The organism is Sorangium sp. So ce302, from assembly GCF_051530145.1.
Lineage (GTDB): Bacteria > Myxococcota_A > Polyangia > Polyangiales > Polyangiaceae > Sorangium > Sorangium cellulosum_B.
The window spans coordinates 2,116,896-2,134,969 of record NZ_CP150326.1; the positions used below are offsets into that span (position 1 = coordinate 2,116,896).

18 protein-coding genes are annotated in these 18,074 nt (G+C 71.9%); 9 read left to right on the top strand and 9 right to left on the bottom strand.

Going from position 1 to position 18,074, the window contains the following annotated elements; all coding sequences use genetic code 11:
• The first annotated feature begins 126 nt into the window (after positions 1–126).
• The 3 genes from WME73_RS08165 (at position 127) to WME73_RS08175 (ending at position 5,398) form a co-directional block, all read left to right on the top strand.
• The gene (locus WME73_RS08165; RefSeq protein WP_437915324.1) at positions 127–2,685 is read left to right on the top strand and encodes a M1 family aminopeptidase; all 2,559 of its coding nucleotides are present in this window, start codon (positions 127–129) and stop codon (positions 2,683–2,685) included.
• 133 nt (positions 2,686–2,818) lie between these two features.
• Positions 2,819–3,829 carry a P1 family peptidase gene (locus tag WME73_RS08170; protein WP_437915326.1) on the top strand — a complete coding sequence of 337 codons (1,011 nt, stop codon included), beginning with the start codon at positions 2,819–2,821 and terminating at the stop codon, positions 3,827–3,829.
• A gap of 336 nt (positions 3,830–4,165) precedes the next feature.
• The gene (locus tag WME73_RS08175) at positions 4,166–5,398 is read left to right on the top strand and encodes a styrene monooxygenase/indole monooxygenase family protein (protein ID WP_437915327.1); all 1,233 of its coding nucleotides are present in this window, start codon (positions 4,166–4,168) and stop codon (positions 5,396–5,398) included.
• Between the two features lie 3 nt (positions 5,399–5,401).
• On the opposite strand, the gene WME73_RS08180 is transcribed toward WME73_RS08175, so the two are convergent.
• Positions 5,402–5,929, bottom strand: a complete 528-nt coding sequence (locus WME73_RS08180; RefSeq protein WP_437744930.1) for a hypothetical protein — start codon at positions 5,927–5,929, stop codon at positions 5,402–5,404.
• A 515-nt stretch (positions 5,930–6,444) separates the two neighbouring features.
• Between WME73_RS08180 and WME73_RS08185 the strand changes: the two genes are divergently transcribed.
• The 4 genes from WME73_RS08185 to WME73_RS08200 all read left to right on the top strand — a co-directional run bounded on the left by WME73_RS08185 (position 6,445) and on the right by WME73_RS08200 (position 9,270).
• Positions 6,445–7,191 (top strand): hypothetical protein, encoded by a 747-nt coding sequence (locus tag WME73_RS08185; RefSeq protein ID WP_437915328.1) that lies wholly within the window; start codon positions 6,445–6,447, stop codon positions 7,189–7,191.
• A gap of 10 nt (positions 7,192–7,201) precedes the next feature.
• A complete protein-coding gene (locus tag WME73_RS08190) occupies positions 7,202–8,002 on the top strand; it encodes a hypothetical protein (protein ID WP_437744932.1) in 801 nt (266 codons plus the stop codon).
• A gap of 7 nt (positions 8,003–8,009) precedes the next feature.
• Positions 8,010–8,477, top strand: a complete 468-nt coding sequence (locus WME73_RS08195; RefSeq protein WP_437869739.1) for a hypothetical protein — start codon at positions 8,010–8,012, stop codon at positions 8,475–8,477.
• Between the two features lie 196 nt (positions 8,478–8,673).
• On the top strand, positions 8,674–9,270 hold the full coding sequence (locus WME73_RS08200) for a carbonic anhydrase (RefSeq protein WP_437744934.1): 597 nt from the start codon (positions 8,674–8,676) through the stop codon (positions 9,268–9,270).
• Between the two features lie 53 nt (positions 9,271–9,323).
• Here the strand turns inward: WME73_RS08200 and WME73_RS08205 are convergent, their stop codons facing one another.
• From WME73_RS08205 to WME73_RS08230, 6 genes are all read right to left on the bottom strand, one after another.
• Positions 9,324–10,427, bottom strand: coding sequence for an alpha/beta hydrolase (locus tag WME73_RS08205; protein ID WP_437915329.1), 1,104 nt, complete (start codon positions 10,425–10,427; stop codon positions 9,324–9,326).
• 127 nt (positions 10,428–10,554) lie between these two features.
• Positions 10,555–11,208, bottom strand: coding sequence for a YIP1 family protein (locus WME73_RS08210; RefSeq protein ID WP_437915330.1), 654 nt, complete (start codon positions 11,206–11,208; stop codon positions 10,555–10,557).
• Positions 11,205–11,570: a DUF2089 domain-containing protein gene (locus WME73_RS08215; protein WP_272101125.1), complete on the bottom strand. Its 366-nt coding sequence runs from the start codon at positions 11,568–11,570 to the stop codon at positions 11,205–11,207. Before WME73_RS08215 ends, WME73_RS08210 begins: the two co-directional genes overlap by 4 nt.
• A 205-nt stretch (positions 11,571–11,775) precedes the next feature.
• Complete coding sequence (locus tag WME73_RS08220) at positions 11,776–12,948, bottom strand: polysaccharide lyase (RefSeq protein ID WP_437744937.1); 1,173 nt, start codon at positions 12,946–12,948, stop codon at positions 11,776–11,778.
• Between the two features lie 126 nt (positions 12,949–13,074).
• A complete protein-coding gene (locus WME73_RS08225) occupies positions 13,075–13,956 on the bottom strand; it encodes a galactose mutarotase (RefSeq protein WP_437915331.1) in 882 nt (293 codons plus the stop codon).
• 16 nt (positions 13,957–13,972) lie between these two features.
• A complete protein-coding gene (locus tag WME73_RS08230; protein WP_437869746.1) occupies positions 13,973–14,263 on the bottom strand; it encodes a hypothetical protein in 291 nt (96 codons plus the stop codon).
• A gap of 378 nt (positions 14,264–14,641) precedes the next feature.
• On the opposite strand from WME73_RS08230, the gene WME73_RS08235 reads away from it, so the two are divergent.
• Positions 14,642–15,409 (top strand): Uma2 family endonuclease, encoded by a 768-nt coding sequence (locus tag WME73_RS08235; RefSeq protein ID WP_437744940.1) that lies wholly within the window; start codon positions 14,642–14,644, stop codon positions 15,407–15,409.
• 84 nt (positions 15,410–15,493) lie between these two features.
• On the opposite strand, the gene WME73_RS08240 is transcribed toward WME73_RS08235, so the two are convergent.
• Positions 15,494–15,985: an LEA type 2 family protein gene (locus WME73_RS08240; protein ID WP_437744941.1), complete on the bottom strand. Its 492-nt coding sequence runs from the start codon at positions 15,983–15,985 to the stop codon at positions 15,494–15,496.
• A gap of 156 nt (positions 15,986–16,141) precedes the next feature.
• Here WME73_RS08240 and WME73_RS08245 point away from each other — a divergent pair, with 156 nt between their 5' ends.
• The gene (locus WME73_RS08245; RefSeq protein WP_437915332.1) at positions 16,142–17,047 is read left to right on the top strand and encodes an alpha/beta fold hydrolase; all 906 of its coding nucleotides are present in this window, start codon (positions 16,142–16,144) and stop codon (positions 17,045–17,047) included.
• Between the two features lie 33 nt (positions 17,048–17,080).
• Here the strand turns inward: WME73_RS08245 and blaOXA are convergent, their stop codons facing one another.
• Positions 17,081–18,043 carry a class D beta-lactamase gene (gene blaOXA / locus WME73_RS08250; RefSeq protein WP_437915333.1) on the bottom strand — a complete coding sequence of 321 codons (963 nt, stop codon included), beginning with the start codon at positions 18,041–18,043 and terminating at the stop codon, positions 17,081–17,083.
• Positions 18,044–18,074: the final 31 nt, after the last annotated feature.

An 18,074-nucleotide genomic window follows, 5' to 3' on the forward strand; every position in this document is an offset into this window, starting at 1 on the left:
GCCCCGACAGCGCGAGGCGCGCCGTGTCCTCGATCAGGTCCCTCCGTGCCAGGAGCACAAAACCGGCGGGAAGAGGAGCCAATCAACGGAGGTCCACGGCGTCCCTTGCTCCATCGAGGTGTTCGAATGGACCTTGCCAGATCCCTTGTCCGCCCGGGAACGTGGCTCGCTGCCGTCTTCCTGGCGTCGTGCGTGGCCGCGTGCTCTGGCGCCCATCCCGCCGCTCCAGGGCAATCGCCGCCCGACGACACGGAGCTGCAGCCCGAGCCTCCGCCCGAGCCGCCGCCAGGCGCGCCGATCGACGTCCAGCGCTACGAGGTGACGGGAGAGTTCGACTGGAGCCGGGAGCGGCTGGTCGCGACGGTCGCGGTGACGTTCCTGCCAGGCGACGACGGCCTGCGCTCGCTGCGGCTCGACAGCGCGGTCGCCGAGGTCAAGGCGGTCCGGCTGGCCGGGGGCACGGACCTGCCTTTTGCGGTCGACGCCGAGCTCCGAGCGCTCCGCATCGACGTCTCGCGCGTGCCTGACATCGCGGCGGACAAGGCGATCACGCTGGAGATCGACTACGAGGCCGCCGAGAGCGACGCCCTCCACGCGATCCCCGCCCGCCGGGGGGACCCCGCCGCGTCGCGCGCTGTCTACACGCTCTCGGAGCCGCTCAACGCCGCGCTCTGGATGCCGTGCCACAACACGCCCGAGGACCGCGCCATCTTCTCCATCGACCTCGGGATGGGCGCACAGGAGATGATGATCGCGAACGGCAACCTCGTCTCCGACGAGCAGGGCGCGTCCGGCCGCCGCATGAAGTACGCGACGGACTACACGGTGCCCATCTACCTCATGGCCTTCGCGATCGGCGACTTCGAGGTCGAGGGCACGATGAAGGGGAGCCTCCCCGTCTCTGTCTGGCACCGGCGCGGCGTCCCGGGCGATTACGACCGTCTGCTCGACGAGGTGGTCCGCTCGATCGGCCTCTTCGAGGAGCTGCTCGTGCCGTATCCCTTCGAGAAGTACGCGCTGGTGCTCGTACCGGAGTACGGCGGCGGCCTCGAGAACCTCGGCATCACCTTCCAGGGGGAGTCCCGGAGCACCGCTCCGACCAGCTCTGGCGACCTGAGGCTCACGATCCACGAGCTCGGCCACCAGTGGTTTGGAGACCTCGTGACCGTCAAGACCTGGGACGATCTGTGGATCAAGGAGGGCATGGCGACGTTGCTCGCAGAGGAGGGCGCGCGCCTCTACCTGGATGAGAGCGGCGAGGGGACGCTGAACGGCGACTCCTTCGCGGCCGTCGTGGACTCCCTCATCGTGGATCCGGACCGCGATCCCGACGACAAGTACACGAGCGGACCTTACGACCGCGCCGCGTGGCTGCTCACCCAGATCCGGAGCCTCATCGGGGAGGAGTCTTTCTGGGGCACGCTGCGCGACGTCCTCAACGACCACCGCTTCGGCGCCATCGGTACGGACGAGTTCCTCGGCGCCTTCGCGCGGCACCTCGGCCCCGACGCGACCGCCCGCGCGCGGCGGGCGCTCCGGGCCAGCGCGCTCCCGCACCTCGATCTCGGGCGGTCGCCCTCCGGCGGCGTGCTCGTGACGCTGCGCGATCCGGACGGCGCGCTCGTCGCGCCGCTCGAGCTCCTCTGGATCGCGGACGACGGAACGACGCGCTCGCAGGTGCTCGAGCTCGATCAGGGCGCGGACGTCGCCCCGCAGCAGGAGGGCGAGCTGCTGATCTTCGATCCGCTCGACCGCCACATCCCCTGGTTCTACCTGGTCGACGACTCCAGCCTGGATCCGGAGGGCCACGCGGCGCGCTTCTCCTCGTTTCGCCTTCCCACGAGCCCCTCGCAGGTCGCGAACCTCCTCGAGGCCGGCGGCGTCCACCAGACGGCCGCCCTCCATGTCGGCTTGCCGGAGACCCTGGCCCCGGGCGCGTTCGCGGCCTTCCTCGACGGTCTCGACGCCGAGGACGCCAAGGGCATGGCGGTCGCGGCGGCGTGCGTCAGGGCCGCGGATCCGGCGCTGGATCCAGCGCTGCGCGCGGCGTGGTCGAGCGCGCTCGCGCCGCTGCTCGCGGGGCCGCCCTTCGCGCGCTGGACCGAGTTCACGCCGTGGCTCGAGTACGGGGCGTGCGGCGAGGTCGTCGACGCGCTGGCGCTCTACGCGGACGAGTGGTCGGCGCTCGCGGCGGGGCCACCGGCCGGCGACCTCTCCGACGCGCACCTGCTGTTCCTGTACAACTTCGAGCTGCCGCTCGAGACGGTGGTATCGGCGTGGGCGAACGTCGCCAGGCAGTCCAGCTCGCTGCGCGCGCGCTCGCTCGCCATGACAAGGATCCGCCTCGACATCGATCGCGCTCGGCCGGAGCACGTCCCCGCCCTCCGCGCCTTCTTCGCCGAGATCGTCCCGTCCACGGAGGTGTTCGACCTCCTCTACCAGGCGCTCGACGGGCTGAGTCGCACGAAGGCGCCCACCGCGACGGAGAACGCGGAGGCCCTGGCCGCCCTGCGCCAGCTGCTGCGGACGGCGTCGACGACGCCCCTCGATGGTCTGGCGGTGTGCGTCGCCCACGAGCTGACCCAGGGCGACGCCGCGGCGTGGAGCGAGTTCGTCGGGGGCCTCGACGGCGTGGAGCTCTCCGCCGAGGCCGCCTCGATGCTCGCGGATCCGTCCAGCTGCTGAGGACGACGCCGCGCCTCGATCCATCCGATCCGTCACGTGCAGGCGCCGAGGCCCGCCGGCGCTGCGCGGCCGTGTGCCCCGCGACGGCCGCGGCCGCATGGCGCGGCTGCCCGGGGCCATGGACAATCAGCGCATGCCTCCCGGCGCTCCCGCATCCGCCTCCCCGCGCCCCGGCGCGATCACCGACGTCGCCGGCATCCAGGTCGGCCATTTCACCGACAGCCGCCGCCCCACGGGCTGCACCGTGGTGCTGGCGCGCGAGGGCGCCGTCGCCGGCGCGGACGTGCGCGGCGCCGCGCCGGGCACGCGCGAGACCGACGTGCTCTCGCCGTCCAACGTGGTCGAGCGCGTCCACGGCGTCCTGCTGGCCGGCGGCAGCGCCTGGGGCCTGGACGCGGCCTGCGGCGTGATGCGCTGGCTGGACGAGCGCGGCGTGGGCATGACCGTCGGCCCCGCCCGGGTGCCCATCGTGCCCGGCGCCGTGCTGTTCGACCTGGCGCTGGGCGACCAGCGTATCCGTCCCGACGCCGCCGCTGGCTACGCCGCCTGCGAGGCCGCGTCGAACACGCCGCCCGCCGAAGGCAACGTGGGGGCCGGGGCCGGCGCCGTGGTCGGCAAGATCTTCGGCTTCCACCGCGCGATGAAGGGCGGCATCGGCGGCGCCTCCGTCTGCGTCGGCGGCGTGACCGTGGGCGCCATCGTCGCCTGCAACGCGCTGGGCGACGTCGTCGACCCGGAGACGGGCCAGGTGCTCGCCGGCGCGCGCACGGAGCGCGGCACGCACCTGCTGGACACGCGGCGCGCGCTGCTGCGGGGCGACACGCCCAGGCCCATGCTCGCGGGCAGCAACACAACCATCGGCGTGATCGCCACCGACGCCGTGCTCACCAAGAGCCAGGCCTGCCGCCTCGCCACCGTGGGGCACGACGGCCTGGCGCGCGCGATCAACCCGCTGCACACGCTCTCCGACGGCGATGCCCTCTTCGCGCTGGGCACGGGCGCGTCCGGCGCGACGCTCGGCATGATGACTCTGTGCGTCATGGCGGCCGAGGTCTGCACGCTGGCCGTGGTGCGCGCCATCCGCGCGGCGCAGGGCGTGACGCTCGGCGCTGCGCACCTGCCGGCGGCGGGGGACCTGGGATGAAGCCTGTCGACGCGCGCTGAAGCCAGTCACGGTGCTGCGCTCGAAGCCGCGACTCGTGCTCGTACTTCCCCGTACTTCCGCTAGGGAAGCCGCGACTCGTGCTCGTACCTCCGCTACGGAAGCCGCGACTCGTCCTCGTACTTCCACTACGCTGGTCAGAACCACGGAGGGGTGACGGTAGCGACAATGGATCCGCCGGACGGAGCCGCCGCGCGAGGGGCCTTCGCCGCCGCGATCCGCTCCCGTGATGTCGCCGTGGTCGGGGGCGCCGAGAGCCCGGCGGACCTCACATACCGTGAAGCTCGCACGCACAGCTGAGAGGAGATGAGGACAAGGATGCCCACCATTGCGATCGTCGGCGCCGGCGTGGCCGGCCTGCATCTCGCGCTGCACCTCCAGAAGGAGGGCCTCGACGTGAGCCTCTACGAGGAGCGCACGCCGGACGAGATCCGGACGGGGCGCCTGCCCAGCACCGTCGGGCTCTCCCTGCTGACCCGGGAGCGCCAGCGGGCGCTCGGCGTCGCGCACTGGGAGGGGCCCGAACATGCCACGAGGACCATCCGGATCCGCGTCGCGGCCGCGCCGCCGATCGACTTCGTCGGCCGCCTCGCGGATCAAGCGCTCTTCATCGACATGCGCGTCTATCTGCCCCAGCTGCTCGAGGACTTCGTCGCGCGGGGCGGCCGCGTGGTGAGGGCCTCGCTCGACGCGGCCGGCGTCCGCGGCCTCGCCGCGGCGCACGACCTCGTGGTCGTCGCCACGGGGCGGGCGGGCCTCACGGACCTCTTCCCGAGGGTCCCCGAGCGAAGCCCGCACGCCGCGCCGATGCGGCGGCTCTTCGCGGGCATCGTCCGCGGGCTCCGCATGCCGCCCGGGCCGATGGAGTTCATGTTCCAGCTCTCCCCGGGGCACGGCGAGATCTTCGAGAACCAGTACATCACGCTCGGCGGGATCGTGCCCTCGCTGCTCATCGAGGCGATCCCCGGCGGCGCGCTCGAGCCGATCACGCGGATGCGCTACGAGGACGATCCGGCGCGCTTCGACGCGGCGCTGCTCGACGCGGTGCTCGCGCACGCGCCGCTCACGGCCGAGCGCGTCGATCGGGCGAGCTTCGGCGTGGCCGGCCCGCGCGACTACCTGACGGGCGCCGTGACTCCGGTGGTGCGCCGCGCGTACGCGCCCCTCGGCGGCGAGAGGTTCGCGCTCGCGCTGGGCGATCTCCACATCACCCACGATCCGATCACGGGCCAGGGCGCGAACATGGCCACGCTCGCGGCGTCGCTCGCCGCCGAGCAGATCGCCGGGCAGGCGGCCGCCGGCGCCGCGTTCGACGAGGCGTTCTGCGCGGACCTGGAGGATCGCCTCTGGAACGGGCTCCGGGCGGCCACGGAGTGGACGAACGCCTTCCTCCTGCCGCCGCCGGACCACGCGCTGGCCCTCCTCGCCGCGGCCGCGCGCAGCCAGCCGGTGGCCGACGCGTTCGTCACGAACTTCTCGTACCCGGACCGCCAGTGGGCGATCCTCTCATCGCCCGAGGCGACCGCCAGCTTCATCGCGAGCCACGCCTGACGATCAGCTGAAGCGCGCCCGGATCGGCGCAGGGCTCTCGCAGATCGGGCACGCGTCCGCGCGCTCGGCGATCTTGCCGCAGTCCTTGCAGTCGACGCGATAGCCGTGGAAGCCGGGGTCGTGCAGCTCGACGCTCGTCTGTGCCCTGTCCGCGCGCTTTCCCTCGTATTTCACGCGCATTGGCACGAACGCGATATAACGCACCTCGATGTGCTCGCACCGCGAGCACCGCTCCGGCACCGCGTACGTGTTGGTCGTCGTGAGCCCGCGCGCGAGGCCGCCTTCGGCGTGGCACCTCGGGCAGCGGTCGTCCGTGAACACGAGGTGCTGGCACGCGCCGCACGTGATCTCGTACAGCCCGTCGACGAACATCTCGCCCTTGTAGACCCACTTGACCGGCCCGACGGGCTCGCCCTCCATGAGCGGCACGAGCCCGTCGACATACGAGCGCAGGTTGAGCTTCTGTCCCCCGCACGCGGGACACCCCGCCTCGACCATCTCGGCAAACGCGCGTTCGGAGAGCCTGCTCATGATCGTCGCCTTCTAGCACGCCTCGGCGGCGGGAGGACCGAAATGGCGGGGCCGCGCCAGGGCGGCGCCCTTATGCGCCCTGGCGCGTCGCGCTGGAGGGGCCAGCCTCCACACATGGAGGCCTCGGCCTCCAGGGCATGGCCTCCGAGCGGGGCCCGGACCATTCCAACAGGCACCCGGGCATCACGCGGAGCCGCCGCTCGCTCCACGACCAAGCGCTGCGAGAGTGGGGATATGCCGCCCGGCGCGCGGCCTCCGGCGGTGCCGCGCATGGCCCCCAGCCGTGCCTTCAGCGCATGGCCTGACGATTGCTATTACGTTCATCCGTCGGTCGCACGGTCGGTCAGGCGATTCCCACCATGACGTCGAGGGACGGGAAGAGCGCCTGCCCGGCATCCCTATCGTCGCGCTCGCGTGAGACCAGCGCGCAGGCCTGCCGGCGCGGAGGCGCTGCGGCCGCGCGTGCCGTCGAGGGGGCGAGGGCGCCCGAACACGAACCGAACCCGAGGTGAACCATGTCGTCGGTCTCCATCAAAAAAGCGATGATCTTCATTCTCATCGGCGCGGCCGCGGGCTGCGCCGTGCCCGCCGAGAAGGACGCGCCGGAGGAAACGGCGGTCGAGTCGCAGGCCGTCGAGTGCAGCAAGGAGTGCATCCTGGCGATGGTGAACAGGCAGCTCTCGCTGATGGGCGAGTTCGGGAACGAGGAGGAGTTCACGCGGGCGCTCAGGGAGCTCGTGGCCATCGGCCCGGCGGCCGTCCCCGTGGTCGCCGAGGTCTACAAGGCGTGGTCGGTGTCGGTCCCGCCGGACAAGGCCGAATCGGCGAGGCCCGGCGAGATGCGCTGGCGGGCGGCTCACCTCCTTGGCCTGCTCGGCGCGCGCGACGGCATCAAGCCGCTGAACGAGATCGCCACGACGAAGCTCCCCGAGCCCGAGGCCGACGAGCAGCTCTTCGCGGATGAATACCGCATTCGCCTGCGCGCGATCGCCGGGCTCGAGGCGCTCGGCGCCGCGGAGGAGCTGAAGGCCATCTTCTCCGCCGGCGACCTCCTGCGCAACCCGGCGGCGGCGAGCCTCTACGCCCTCGGGATCGACGTCGGCGGGATCCAGCTGATCGACGCGCCCAAAGCGCTCGCGGACGATATCGCCGACATCAAGGACTACAACCCGAACAACGGTCGGCCGGCGCAGCCGGAGAAGCCCGGATCGCGGGTATTCAAGGTGGCTCCTCGGACCGACACGCCTGCCATCACTCGTTGAGGGATCGATCATGAAAACCACGATCAGCGCCATTCTTGCGTCTTGTTTGCTCCTCGGCGTCGCCTCCGAGGCCCGCGCCGACACCTGCGACACCGTGAGGGGGACCGATCCCGGCGTGATGACGAGCTTCTGGTGCACGCAGCCGTGGATCGACTTCTTCTGGGACGCGTACGACTTCGACAAGGGGGACTGGGACAACGGCTTCGGCTGGGAGGCTGCGTGCGACCGGAGGCGGCCGCTGGCGCGCACGTTCCAGGCGATCCAGCTCCTCAACTACGCGTCGCCGAACGAGCCGCACCAGACGAACGACTTCAACGGAAACATCCTGCGCTGGGGCGGCAACTACACGATTCGTGAGTTCGACGAGCTCGACGCGCGGTGCGGGGACGGGTCGAAGCGGGCGTACACGACCTGGGGCGGGTTCGACGACTACACGGAGCTCTACATCCCGTTCTTCTACAACGAGAACGTCGTGGAGCGCGCCGGGACGTTGATCCACGAGTCGCGGCACTCGGACTGGTGCGGCCACAGCGGCAACGACGGCAGCAACAAGTGCCCTGCGAAGAGCGAGTCGTGCGACGAGAAGTACCTGGATGGGTGCTCCGGGATCGGGTCGCCCAGCGGGCGGGGCGCGGACGGCTATCAGGTCCTGTGGCTGTGGTGGTACGCTTTCGAGGCCGACGCGCAGCACAGCTCGTCGACGATGAAGGCCTTCGCGAGGGACGAGGCGAACCGGATCCTGAACACGATGTTCGACGTCAATCCCTGCTTCAACATCACGAGCAATGGTAGCAAGATCATTACCTGCTAGGAGGGGGGTGCTCGGCGGCTTCCTGTGGGGCGCGCTGTGCCTCGCAGGGTGCGCCGGGCACCCCGGCTCGGACATCCCGCCGGCGCCCTGGGCGCAGCTCGAGGTGAACCGCGGCGCAGGCGAGGAGACCGTCGTCTGGATCGAGCTGAGCGGCACGTTCGAGGGGCACCAGGGGACGACGGCGCTCCGCGGAGAGCTCAGCGCCGAGCAGATCTCGGCTCTTCGAGAGCTGTTCCGGGACGAGCGGCTCGCGATCTACCGGAGCGACGCGCTGCCCGCCGACGGCAGCGTCGACCTCGCGGGCACCGCCGAGCGGCCGATCTTCCGCGTCGTGGTGCGCGAGGAGAGCGACGCGATCCGGGCGGGCTCGGAGAAGCTTTCGGCGTATTTCGCCGAGGGGGCGCAGCGCGCCGAGACGACCGAGATGCTGCGAGAGGTCAAGGCGATCATCGCCGCAGCGACGCAGGTCCCTTAGTACCACAGCCGCACGTCGCGGAATCTCCGCGGATTTCGATGGGCGGGCGGGCGATCGTGACGCTTGGCTTGTCCGCACACTGGTGGAGCCCAGCTCGTTTGGCGCTCACCGACGTGCGGCTGTAGTACTAGAGGCAGTACCCATGACGCCCTCAGATCGTCCGCGCGTGCCGTCGAGCCTCTCACGCGGTGAGCCGATGCCGGCCGGCGAAGCACTGCGCAGGCTGCGAGACGGCAATCGCCGCTTCGTCCAGAACGTGCGGAGTGTCGACACAATGCTCAGCCAGGCCGCACGCAATGCGCTGGTCGCAGCCCAGGCGCCGATCGCGATCGTCCTGTCGTGCTCGGACGCGCGCGTCCCGGCCGAGCTCGTGTTCGATCAGGGGCTCGGGGACCTGTTCGTGGTGCGCGTTGCCGGTAACGTCGTCGCCCCGACGCTGGTCGGCAGCGTCGAGTATGCGGTCGCCGCGTTCGGCACGGCGCTGGTGGTCGTCATGGGGCACACGCACTGCGGCGCGCTCGCCGCGACGCTGGACTGGATGACGGAGCGCGGCGCCCCGCCCTCCGGGGCTGTCCACGAGATCCTCGCGCGGATCAGGCCGGCGGTCGAGGAGGCAAGGCAGCCCGGCCTCGACCGCGCGGCGATCCTCGCCGCGGCCACGCGCGCCAACGTGCGCGCCTCGGTTCGGGAGCTCAGCCAGAGCGGGCAGCTGGCCGAGATGGTCGTGCGCGGCGACGCCGTCGTCATCGGCGCCGAGTACTCGCTCGCGACGGGCGCCGTGGACGCTGCCTGAGGTCGTGACGCTGGTCGGCGCGCCCGACGCCGCCTTCGTCCTCCGGATCCGCGTCACTCCTCCCGAATCAGCGCCTCGATCGCCTCGAAGACGCGCGGCACGACAGGCAGGCTCGGATCGGTGTACGCGTCGGCCTGCGACGCGTTCGACAGCGTCGCCTCCTTGAGCGTGTGGCTCATTCCCTCGACGATGACGAGCGTCGCGTCCGGCCGCGCGCCGGCGAGCCGCTCCGCGTCCTCGACCTTGGTCTGGAGATCGGTCGTCCCTTGCAGGAGGAGGATCGGCGCCGTCACGGCCGCGAGCTCCACCGCGGGGTCGTGCTTCATCCAGGAGATGACGAACGGCTGCACGCTCGGCCGAAACAGGCTCATGAACACCTGACTTTGCGGGATGTCCGTGACGAGCTCCCCGGCCTCGAGCTGGTCGAGGATCGCGTTTGCCTTCTCGCGATCCTCGTCCGGGAGGCCTTCGAGCTGATCGCGCAGGACATCGCCGATGGGCCGGCCCGCGCCGGCGATCGAGACGAACCCGTCGATCTCGGTCTCCCGGGCGACAAGCATACCGAGCAGCGAGCCCTCGCTGTGCCCCACCACCGTGATCGTCGCGAAGCGCCCGTCCGCCCGGAGCTTCTTCACCCACAGGCCGGCGTCGTCGGCGCCCATCTCGAAGAGCATCTCCTGCTCCGTCCGGGGGGCCGCGGAGACGCTCGCGCCGATGCCGGCCTTGTCGTAGCGAATCGACGCGATGCCCCTGTCCCGGAGCCCTTCCGCGAGGAGCTTGTACGTGTCCGGCTCGACGCCCGCGGCGACGTGATTGCCGTCCCGGTCGGTCGGCCCCGACCCGGGGATGATCACGACCGCAGGGAACGGCCCGCACCCGGCTGGCACCACGAGCCTGCCAACCAGCGTGCCTCGCGCGTTCTCGACCGTGGTCCTGGCGCTGGACGCCGCCGGACACCCCGGCGCGTCCGGCGTTGTCGGCGTCTCCGTGTCAGGCACGTCCGTGTCGTCAGGGAGCGCGCCGCTCCCGCCAGCGGACGACGCGCGCTCACCGGCGCCGCAGCCCGCGCAGAGGGGCGACGAGGCGAGCGCGGCGGCGCACGAGACGGCGAGCGCGGCGCGGCGCGCCGGGACCACGAGAACCGATCGCAATGACATGACGAGCCCTCCGAGGATGAGAGAGAGGTGCAGGGCCGCCCGGGGCGCACCGGTGCGCCCTCGCGGTCGCGCGAGCACCGCAGAGCGCGCCGCGCGAGCGGGGCGGCGCGCCGGGGAGATCGATGACTCAGCCGAGGTGCGCGAGCGCGACCTTCGAGAGGATCTCCGACAGGAGCACGAGGCCGATGAGCCCCGCGATCAGCGGCGCGCCCCGCAGGCCAGAGGCGTTCCTGAAGCCCCGAACGAGGAGCGTCAAGGACCATACGAGACACACCGTTCCGAGGACGGCGATGACGGCCAGCTCGGGGGTGAACGCGGGCGCGCCCGCCGGCAGCCGCGGGGCGAGCAGGCCGAGCGCGACGGCGGCGAGCGCGAGCGGCGCGCGCGACAGCCCGATCACACCGAGAAAGTCGATGAGCCGCACGCGGCGCCGCAGGAGCCGCGCATACGTCCAGAAGAGCAGGGCGGGCAACGGCCACGCGACGACCTGCTCGAGGAGCGCCGTCCGGTACGGGATGACGGCAGGCGCCGCGTGCAGGTCGAGGAAGCCGTCGAAGCGAACGCCGAGCCTCGTGACGGCGACGCTCAGCGCGGCGACGGCGAGCCCCGCCGCGGCGGCGAGCCCCCCGCCGAAGCGCTCGAATGGATTCAGCGCGAGCCGCCATCCGCGCAGGGGAGGCCGCGGCGACATCGTGGCGAGCAGCCGCTCGCCTTCCGCGGGCTTGATGACGTTGTCGCGCACGAGCGCGCGCACTCTCTCGTCGGGCGTGGTCATCATCATAATCCCACCTTGCGCAGAGCCTCCTCGGCCTCCTTCGCGGAGAGCCTTCCCTTCTCGAGCGCATCCAGGATCTCGTGCCGGCGCCGCGCGACGCCCTGCTCCAGCGCGTCGAGCCGGCCAATGATCTCGTCGAGGCGATTTCGCACCGTCGGGTAGCTGATCTGAAGGACCTGAGCCATCGCCTTCAGGCTGCCTGAAGAGCGCACGAACGCGGTCACGAAGGCGAGATCGTCCGGCGACAGCTGGAGCAGCGCGGGGATCTCGAACTGACCATCCAGGTTGGTTCCGCAGCTCTGGCAGCCGAGCCGCGTCGCGCGCAGCTCCCCATCACAGCTAGGACATCGGACGACAAATCTTGCCACGGGATGAGTGGATTATCCTCACCGAGGTCAATATTGTCAATGTCGATGTGATGAAAATTGATCCGAAAATCAATTTTGTTTAAGAGCCGCCCTCGTCATGCGTTCGGCGCGGCTTCGGCCCGCCCGGGGCGCTGCGGCTCGCGCCGCTCGCGACGGCTCGCGACGGCTCGCGCCGCTCGCGACGGCTCGCACCGCTCGCGACGGCTCAGCGCCGCTCGCGACGCCGCGCGGACGCGAGCGCCGCGATGAGGCCGAGGCCGGCGAGGGCCATGGGCGCGGGGGCCGCGGGCGAGCCGGCGGTGCGGCAGCTGCAGCCGTCGTCGCCCTCGGCCACCTCCACCTCGTCCGTGCCGCCGGTCCCCGCGCCGGTGGAGCCGGCGCCGGAAGCGGCGGACGAGGAGCTCGAAGCGCTGGGGCCGGGCGCCACGTCGCCGCCCGCGCCGTCGCTGCCGCCCGTGGCGCCGCCGCCGGCGGTCCCGGTGCTCCCGCTCCCGCCGGAGCCGTCCGCGCCGCCTGCACCGCCCGCGCCGCCTGCGCCGCCGGAGCCGCCCGCGCCACCGGCGCCGCCTTCCCCGGAGGAGGGCAGCGCGGGGCGGACGTCCTCGAGGGTGTCCCCCTCCACGGCGTCATCGAGGACGATGACGGGGCTGTCCGTGAACTCGGACGGGTTGCGCAGCAGGCCGATCTGCGTGAAGTGCGCGTTGTTGTCGGCGAGCGTCTGCGCCTTTCCGCCGGTGACGACCTGCTTGCCGTCGAACCACACGTCGACGGAGCCCTGGTTCGGGTTCGTCGACCACCGGATGTGCAGCGCGATGCGGTGCCACACGCCGGGCGTCACCGCGCCGTCCGCCTCCCAGTGCACCTTGTTGTCGGGCTTGCGGGTGGCGAAGCTGATGTGCTGTCCAACGACCTCGAACGACATCATCTGGTTGTAGCTATTTTCGGACTCCCAGTATCCGATCTGCGTCGGCGGGTCGGCCGCGAGCGCCTCGGGGAGATAGAAGCTCCAGGCGAAGTAGGTCTGGGCGCCCTCGGCCGTGCGCCCGGCGGCCGGCTTGTGGTTCAGCTCGACGCGCTTGATGCCGTTCGACCACCTCGCGTCGTTGGTGAGCTGGACCCTCCCGGCCCTCGTGCCCTGGAGGACAGGCGACGTCACCACGGAGATGTGCTCGCCGTTCAGGGTCGTGTTCCACTGGTTCAGATTGCCCGTCTCGAAGTCTCCGGTCCAGACCGGCGCCGCGGAGGCGCCCGCGGTGAGCGTCGTCGCCAGCGCGGCTGCGGCCAGGGTGGAGAGCGAGCGGCGAGGTCGCCGCGCGAGGAGCGCTCGGGCGGGGGTGAGCAGGGATCGATGTGCGGTAAGGAGATCGGTAGAAGTCATGGCGGGATTCGACGCGTTTTCCGGCCGGCAGTCAACCGGGAAGCCGCGCGTCGCCGCCGGCGCGGCGCGGCTCCTCGGGCGCTCGGGCGCGTCCTCCAGCGCGTCGCGCGCGCGGCCGTCATCGCTTCAGGCGGAGAGCTCGATCCAGAGCGCCCGAGTCTCGCGCGACCGGAGGTGGATGAGGCGCTCTCCGGTGTTGAGGGCGTTGCCGGGGCAGGTCCAGGGCTCGAGGCAGACGAAGTCCTTGCCCTGCAAGGTCCACACGACCCAGTGGGTGAACTCGGGCGAGCCGCGGACGGCGATGCGCACCCCCGGGGCGCCCTCGATCGAGAGCGCGCTCTCGGTGGAGCCGTGGTCGAGCAGGTGGAGGTCGACCTCGGGCCGGGTCAGGTCGAAGCCGGAGAACGGCGCTTCCCGCTTCGTTGTGTTGTCGAACGCGCGCGTCGCCCGCGTCTCGATCGAGGCGCGGGCCTTGTCCGCCTGGGAGACGGCGAAGTAGGGGTGAAACCCGGCCCCGAACGGCATCGGCGGCGCGCCGTCGCCGGTCTCGTTGGTGATGCGCATATCGATGCGGAGCGCCCTGCCGCGCAGCGTGTAGGTGAACTCGGCGCGGAAATCCCAGGGGTACTGCGCGCGCGTCGCCTCGCTCGACCGGAGGACGAGGCGGGCGTACGCGCCGCCCGACTCGAGGGTGCCATGGTCGTCGAGCGACCACGGCAGGGTGCGGGCGAAGCCGTGCTGGCGCATCTGGCCCGCCGCGCCGGCGGCGGACCAGGCGTCGCCGGCGAGCTTGCCGGGCGAGGGGAAGAGCACCGGGTTGCCGCCGCGCACGTTGGCGGTGCGATCGTCGAACGTGCCGCGATCGAGGTAGAGCAGCGCGCGGCCGCCGACGGTCAGCTCGGTCAGGATGCCGCCGCGGGCCGGGGCCAGCACCGCGCGGCTCGCGGCGTCGCTGTCGGCGAGCTCGATGGTGGGAATCGCGCCTTCGACTTCCTTCACGCTGAACATGACTCCTCCGGTCTCTTCAGTTGCTTTGCAGCCACGCGAGCAGCCCGACGATCAGCGCGAGCGCCGCGATGGGCAGCGCGATCCACCCGAGGACCGTCGCCCAGCCGCGGCGGAGGGAGCGGCCGCCGCGATCCTCGCACGCGAGGCAGATCGCCCAGACGCGCGCGCCGCCCTCCGTGAGCACGCAGCAGTCGCCGCACACGGGCGCGCCGCAGCGCGCGCACGGCCCCGCCGCCTCGGCGCCGCAGCGCGTGCAGCGCGCGACGGCCCCGCCGCCGCCGTCGTGGAAGATCAGGCCGCCGGACATGGGGCTGCGCCCTCCGGCGGCGGAGACGAGCGCGTCGATGACCGCGGGCGCGCGCGAACGGGGGGCTCCTCGTGGACGGGCACGGACGTCTCCTCCGCCGCGATTCTGCAAGCTTTGTGGGCTCGAGACAACGCTGGAGACCGCAGGGCGGGCCGGGCCCTCGTCACGATCCCGGCACGGCGGCGCGTCGTCCCGCGTAAACCGAGCGAGGAGCGAGCCGCGTAAACCGAGCGAGGAGCGAGCCGCGTAAACCGAGCGAGGAGCGAGCCGCGCAAGCCGAGCGCGCCCCTCTGCTGCGGTCCGCCGCGCGCGAGCGCGCTGTCCGCCTTCACGGCTGCGGCCTCCCAGGAACCTGGTAAGATTGCGCCGAGGAAGCCCATGCCGTACGCCAGCGAGACCTCGCTCGTCCCGATCCCGCCGCCCGGAGAGGACGAACTCCCCCACGACGACGGTGAGCCCATGGAGAGCGATCGCCACCGCAAACAAATGCTGCTGCTGATCGAGTCGCTGGACCTCTTCTGGAAGGATCGCGACGACGTTTACGTCAGCGGCAACATGGCGATCTATTTCAGCGAGCTCCAGACCATGAAGAACGACTTCCGCGGGCCGGACGTCTTCGTGGTGCTCGACACGGTACGCCGAGACAGGAAGTCCTGGGTCGTGTGGCAAGAGAACGGCAGGACGCCGGATGTGGTGATCGAGCTCCTCTCGGAGAGCACGGAGTCGATCGACCGCGGCGAGAAGATGCGCATCTATGCGAAGGTGCTGCGCGTGCCGGAGTACTTTCTGTTCGATCCGATGAAGAACACCCTGGAAGGATATCTGCTCGACATGGCCTCTCGCGCCTACGAGCCGATGGCCTTGAACGCGGAGGGCGAGCTGGCAAGCCAGCAGCTCGGCCTGCGCCTCGGTGTGCGGGATGGCTTGTACCTGGGCAGCAAAGGGAGATGGCTCCGCTGGCTCGACGCCGAGGGACGCGTGCTTCCGACGGCGGAGGAGCAGGCCCGAGCGGCGGAGGAGCAGGCCCGAGCGGCGGAGGAGCAGGCCCGAGCGGCGGAGGAGCAGGCCCGAGCGGCGGAGGAGCGGTCCCAGGCGCTCGCGGAGAAGCTTGCAGCTTACGAGAAGCGCTTCGGACCGCTCACGTGAGGTCCACTCACGCGACGTCGGTCCGATCAGGCGGCTTCGGGGCTCACGCGGGGCCTCGCTCAGGGCAGGCCGCGACAGCCCTCCTCAGCGCAGGCCGGGGAGGGGCAGGGCCGGGAGCGAGTTGCCGATCGCCGTGACGAGCTGCTCGTGCGTGATCGTCCCCGCGAGGCGGAACGGCACATCCACGTTGAGCGTCTCTCCGCCGATCGCGACGGTGCCGCTCACCTGGTACGGGATACCGCGGCTCTGCGCCGCCAGCGCCGCGATGCTCGTGAGGTCCTGCCACTTCACCGAGATCGGCGCCTCGATCCGGGTCCACTTCTTCGCGGGCAGCTCGAGCGGCGTGAGCGCGGTGACCGTGCCGACGTCGTACTTGCCGTCGAGCAGCACGCTCGCCTTCATCGAGCGCGTCGAGAGATCGATGCTGTTCGGGTTGTACGCCTGGATCTGGACCCGCAGATCGATGCCCTGGACGGTGACGGCGGTCACCGTCGCGAGCTCGGGCTTGAGCGTCGGCGGCTCGGGGCGCGAGCACGCGACCAGGGTGACGGCGGCGGCGAGGAGAGGCGATCGCACGGCGGGAGATGTGGCGCGGATCTCCATGGAGCTCAACGGAAATCAGGCGCGCGCCACCGGGCCTCGTCCGCGTCCCGCCGATCGCTCGACAGCCCCCGCGCTCGGGCCTGCGCTTCCGCCCCCGCGGGAACCCTGTCGATCTGCTATGCCCGGCGCATGGGCATCCTCCCGCTCGCCGAACGCCTCGCCAAGAAGGCGCTGAACAGGTCCGGGGTGCAGAGCCGCTGGGTCGACACGTCGGTCTGCAGGCTGCACCTCTACGATGCTCCGGGCACGGGGCCGCTCCCGACGGTGGTCCTGCTCCACGGCATCGGCTCCTCGGCGCTCCCGTACGCGCCGGTGCTGCAGCGACTCCGGCGGCGCGCCCGCCGCGTCATCGCCGCGGAGTCGCCGGGGCACGGGTGGAGCGCGGCGCCGGCGTCGTCGTTCACGCCGGAGTGCCTCGCCGCCGCCATGCACGAGCTGCTCGACCGCGAGCTCGACGAGCCGGCGATCGTCGTCGGCAACTCCCTCGGCGGCGCGGTCGCGGTGAGCTACGCGCTGAGCTCGCCGGACCGCGTGCGCGCGCTGGTGCTCGCGTCGCCGGCCGGCGCCGGCATGGGGCAGGCCGAGCTCGCCGAGCTGCTCGCGGTGTTCAACCTGCGGTCGCGGGCCGACGCCCACGCGTTCTTCGCGCGCCTCTACCACCGCGTCCCGTGGTTCACCCCGCTCATCGCCGGCGACGTCGTGCGGACGTTCTCGCGCGAGACCATCCTCTCCTTCAGGCGCTCGGCCCGGTGCGACCACGCGTTCACGCCCGAGCAGCTGGGCGCGCTCTCGATGCCGATCCTGCTGATCTGGGGCCGCTCGGACCGCCTGATGCCGAGCGGCAACCTCGAGTACTACCGGCGGCACCTCCCTCCGCACGCGGAGATCGAGGAGCCCGAGGGCATCGGGCACTGCCCGCAGGTCGACGACCCGCGCCGCTTCGCCGAGCGGATCGCCGCGTTCGCGTGGGCGGCGCGCTCGACGGCGTCGCCGGGCGCGGCGCCGTCGCCCTCGAGCGCGGCGCCGGCGGCGTAAGGGGCGGCGCCGGCGCCGGGAGAGGCGCCGGCGTCAGGCGTCCTCGGGGAGCGCGCCATGCCGCTTGAGCAGGGCGCGGGTCAGGCTGCGGCGCAGCGGCATGATGCGCTCGCCGTCGCTGCCTGCGCCGAGGAGCACGGTCGCGAAGAAGTAGGTGTCTGTCCCGCGCTCGACGTAGCCGACCAGCCAGCCGGTGCTCGATCGCTCGTCCATCTCCATCCCCGTCTTGCCGCGCAGCGTGTAGGCCGGCGTCTGCTCCAGCACGAGGATCCGCTTCACGATGTCCATGCTCCGCGCGGAGCAGGGCAGCGCGCCGGCGCGGAGCCGCCGCAGGAAATCGATCTGCTCGTGCGGGGAGATGCGGAGCCCCCCGGTCAGCCAGAACTGGTCGATGCCCCCCGAGATGTCGCGGTTGCCGTAGCCGAGCCCGTCGAGGTGCGCCTGCATGCGCTCGGGCCCGATCCGGCGCGCGACCTCCTGGTAGAACCAGACGACCGAGTGCTTCATCGCCGACGCGAGATCGTGATCGCGGTTCCAGTCGGGCACGCGGCGCTGCACCCCGTCCCACCGCAGCGTGAAGCGCTCGTCCGGGATGACCCCGGTCTCCAGGCCGATGATCGTGTTCGGGATCTTGAAGGTCGAGGCGGGCACGTACCGCGCCGCCGCGCGGTCGGGGTTCACGACGCGGGTGACGCCTCGCGCGGCGTCGAACAGGACGAACGCGCCGTCCACGCCCTCCGCGCGGAGGAGCGCCGCCCCGCCCTCGTCGATCTCGGTCCGCGCCGCGGCCGGCGCGCTCGCGCCCGGCGCCGCGGCCGGCGGGGCCGCGGCCGGCGGGGCCGCCCCGCCGCTCGCCTCCGGGGGAGCTGACGGCGGCGGCGGCGCCGTGGCGCAGGCGCTCGCTGTCGTGACGATCGCGAGGAGCGCGCAGGAGAGCAAGGGACGCGCCGAGGCTAGGGCGCGGCGCGAGAGGCACCCGGGGAGCGGAGAAAGCATGGCGCCCTCAACGCGGCCGGGGGCCGCGCGC

Coding starts and splice junctions, on each gene's coding strand:
- WME73_RS08205 (WP_437915329.1), bottom strand. CDS start 10,427: ATGTCATTGCGATCGGTTCTCGTGGTCCCGGCGCGCCGCGCCGCGCTC.
- WME73_RS08170 (WP_437915326.1), top strand. CDS start 2,819: ATGCCTCCCGGCGCTCCCGCATCCGCCTCCCCGCGCCCCGGCGCGATC.
- WME73_RS08210 (WP_437915330.1), bottom strand. CDS start 11,208: ATGATGATGACCACGCCCGACGAGAGAGTGCGCGCGCTCGTGCGCGAC.
- WME73_RS08220 (WP_437744937.1), bottom strand. CDS start 12,948: ATGACTTCTACCGATCTCCTTACCGCACATCGATCCCTGCTCACCCCC.
- WME73_RS08190 (WP_437744932.1), top strand. CDS start 7,202: ATGAAAACCACGATCAGCGCCATTCTTGCGTCTTGTTTGCTCCTCGGC.
- WME73_RS08245 (WP_437915332.1), top strand. CDS start 16,142: ATGGGCATCCTCCCGCTCGCCGAACGCCTCGCCAAGAAGGCGCTGAAC.
- WME73_RS08180 (WP_437744930.1), bottom strand. CDS start 5,929: ATGAGCAGGCTCTCCGAACGCGCGTTTGCCGAGATGGTCGAGGCGGGG.
- WME73_RS08185 (WP_437915328.1), top strand. CDS start 6,445: ATGTCGTCGGTCTCCATCAAAAAAGCGATGATCTTCATTCTCATCGGC.
- WME73_RS08175 (WP_437915327.1), top strand. CDS start 4,166: ATGCCCACCATTGCGATCGTCGGCGCCGGCGTGGCCGGCCTGCATCTC.
- blaOXA (WP_437915333.1), bottom strand. CDS start 18,043: ATGCTTTCTCCGCTCCCCGGGTGCCTCTCGCGCCGCGCCCTAGCCTCG.
- WME73_RS08165 (WP_437915324.1), top strand. CDS start 127: ATGGACCTTGCCAGATCCCTTGTCCGCCCGGGAACGTGGCTCGCTGCC.
- WME73_RS08225 (WP_437915331.1), bottom strand. CDS start 13,956: ATGTTCAGCGTGAAGGAAGTCGAAGGCGCGATTCCCACCATCGAGCTC.
- WME73_RS08200 (WP_437744934.1), top strand. CDS start 8,674: ATGCCGGCCGGCGAAGCACTGCGCAGGCTGCGAGACGGCAATCGCCGC.
- WME73_RS08235 (WP_437744940.1), top strand. CDS start 14,642: ATGCCGTACGCCAGCGAGACCTCGCTCGTCCCGATCCCGCCGCCCGGA.
- WME73_RS08230 (WP_437869746.1), bottom strand. CDS start 14,263: ATGTCCGGCGGCCTGATCTTCCACGACGGCGGCGGCGGGGCCGTCGCG.